Origin of the sequence: Sulfitobacter sp. CW3, from assembly GCF_019392245.1 — a bacterium.
GTDB lineage: Bacteria > Pseudomonadota > Alphaproteobacteria > Rhodobacterales > Rhodobacteraceae > Sulfitobacter.
Genome location: NZ_JAHXRL010000201.1, coordinates 1 through 273 on the forward strand (window position 1 = coordinate 1; position 273 = coordinate 273).

Annotated in this window: 1 protein-coding gene; it reads left to right on the top strand. The window is 65.9% G+C overall.

The genetic code is table 11. The features are described 5' to 3' along the window. Positions 1 to 273 (top strand): efflux RND transporter permease subunit (locus KZZ06_RS20775; RefSeq protein ID WP_219581857.1); only part of this gene is annotated, 273 nt, incomplete at both ends.

Below are 273 nucleotides of genomic sequence, written 5' to 3' on the forward strand. Positions count from 1 at the left end.
CCGAGATCGAGAAGATCAACGCGAGCGGCATTCTCCCGCCCGACGTGCGCATCGTGCCGCTCTACGACCGGTCGGGGCTGATCGGCAAAACCACGCACACGGTGATGCACAACCTCGTCTTCGGCGTGGCGCTCGTGTTCGTGGTTCAGTGGCTGTTCCTGGGCTCGCTGCGAAGCGCCATCATCGTGGCGGCGACGATCCCGTTCGCCCTCGCCTTCGCGGTGGCGATCTTGGTGATCCGCGGCGAGTCGGCCAACCTGCTGTCGCTCGGTG